This is a genomic window from Albidovulum sp. (genome assembly GCF_049646345.1).
Classification (GTDB): Bacteria; Pseudomonadota; Alphaproteobacteria; order Rhodobacterales; family Rhodobacteraceae; genus Albidovulum.
Map to the genome: position 1 here is coordinate 1 of NZ_JBARVQ010000131.1, position 2,347 is coordinate 2,347.

General features: G+C 57.4%; 2 protein-coding genes. Both read right to left on the minus strand.

The window, feature by feature from the left end; translation table 11 throughout:
- A partial coding sequence (locus WBB85_RS03290; RefSeq protein WP_432637192.1) for a recombinase family protein occupies positions 1-1,187 on the minus strand: 1,187 nt, incomplete at its 3' end.
- Between the two features lie 206 nt (positions 1,188-1,393).
- A partial coding sequence (locus WBB85_RS03295; protein ID WP_432637193.1) for a type IV secretory system conjugative DNA transfer family protein occupies positions 1,394-2,347 on the minus strand: 954 nt, incomplete at its 5' end.

The following is a 2,347-nucleotide window of genomic DNA, read 5'->3' on the forward strand; positions in this document are numbered from 1 at the left end:
AGTTCAGACTGCTCCAGAAGGAAGCTCTGCTTGCGCCGAGAAAAGTCCTCAGCATCGATGGTTCCGTCGATCATGAGGTCGGTCAGGCGCTCGAGTTTTGCCTCAACCTGCTCGATGCGCAGATCGATCGACTTCAGGGCACCCGCGTGTTCATTACCCTTGAGCCATGCCAGCCATTCTATGCGTAGATGCTCAGCCGCTTCGTCTGTGAGTTGGTAGGAGTTTAGGGCGTTTCGGATTGCTTCGTCGATCCGTTCTTCGCGGATGGTTGTTGTCGGACAGCCGCGCGTTTGACAGCGGTAGTACACGTGGCCCTTTTGGAGTTCGGGCGACAACGCCGCATCGCAAAGGCCGCAACGAAACAGGCCACGGTAGAGGTGGTTGTGGCGGGTGACCTTCTTGCCCGCGCGGCCAGCCTTGATCTCTTGGATTCTTCGAAATGTACGGGTGCTGATAAGCGGGTCGTGGATGCCCTGATGTACCTCTCCGGTTCGCTTTGCGACGATGAGACCGCAATAGAAGGGGTTCCGGAGCATCGCTTCGATATTCTGTTTGGTCATCTTGCCGCCTGAACGGTTTCGCAGGCCGATGTCGTCGAGCTTTGATCTGAGGGTACGGAAGGAGTAGCCACCGGTTGCGTAGAGGTGCAATGCTTCGCGGACCAACGGCCCGGTCACGGGACACATGGTTTTTGGTTTCCCGCCGCCGTTGTTCAAATATCCAAGCGGTGCCCCCCACGGATAGAGGCCCTGTTTCATACGTCCGCGCATCCCCTTCAGCGTTTCCTCGCGCAAGTTGCGGACATAGTCGGCGGCGATGACGGCCTGGATGTCAGCCGTGAGGCGCCCACCGCGCGAGCGGAAATCAAGGCTCTCGGTGGCGAAGTGAACGTCGATTCCACGATCGGACAAATCGCTGATGACCGCCCAGTCACCAAGGTTCCGCGCCGAACGGTCGATCTTGTGCATGATGAGGCCGGAAGCCTTGCCTTGCATCAGTTGTCGGATCATTTGATTGAAAATCGGGCGGCCGCTTTTGGCGGCGGTTTCTTTCTCTTCGAACCACGCGATGAGTTTGATCTTGTTATGACTCGCAAAGGCCGTGATTGCGTCCTTCTGGGCTTCGAGCGAAACGCCTTCTCCCTGTGTCTGCGTCGAAACCCGGATGTATCCGTAGCAAGTCTTCATGTATCTTTGGGGTTATCCTCCGACTCTACCAGATCCTCAGATTTTGGCGAATCGCGCCAGGGCCAGGTGCCATCTTTGAGCATCCGCAGGTAAATGCGTTTGCAGAGTTCCAAGTGGCGATGCAGGTGTTCGTCATGGTCCATGATGCCATGGTACCGGACCAGTAACGTCGGGATAGTCGGCGAAACTTGCGGTCTGGGATCTGCTCAGGGCCATGTGGTTGCAGTGAACGGTCGGGTTTTCTGACCGTCGACCATGAGCTGAACAAAGGCGCGGTAGTTCGGAAGATTGACGAGATCCGGCACCGGCTGGTCGGCAAGCTGTTGGCTGATGATAGGGGCGTCCAACGCTCCGACCCGAAACACCATGATCGAGCCGACATTGCCCATCACCGCTTCAAACACCGCGCGATCGGCCTGCACGATGTGCTGGTGGGCCAGCGTGACACCCAGCCCATATTTGCGTACTTCTGAGAGCATCGATGCGAAGGCTTCGGTGGTAAAGGAATGGAATTCATCAACGTAGAGCATGAACGGGCGGCGGTCGCCCTCAGGCAGGTCGTGACGGGTGAAGGCTGCGTTCATGATCGACGATACGATCAGACCACCCATCACATCACTCATATCCGCGCCCAGACGGCCTTTGGCGAGGTTCACGATCAGAATGCTGCCGTCATCCATGATCTTACGGAAACGGAGCGGTTGGTCCGGTTCGCAGATCGACTTTCGGATCACTGGGTGCGCCAGAAAGGCGCCGAGCTTGTTGGCGATCGGTGCCACACCATCGACCGCTGTCTTGTACGACATGGCAGTATATTCTTCGGTCCAGAAATACCTGACCTGAGGGTCCGTGACACGGCCGACCACTTCCTTCTGGAACGTTCGATCGACAAACAGTCGCATGATGTCCCGGATGTCCGCCCGTGGCTGTTCAAGCAGCGCCAGGACGGCATAGCGGAGCAAGTGCTCCATGCGCACGCCCCAGGCATCCGCCCATTGCTTTTTGAGCGCGTCAATCAGCCCCGAACAAACGAGGGGGCGCAATGATACCGACGCGCGCGTGATTGGATTGTATCCTAGCGGATTGTCAGGATCGGCGACATTCCAGTACGTGTGCTGCCGTTGCAAATCCTGATGCAGCCTCTCAGCTATATCCCCATG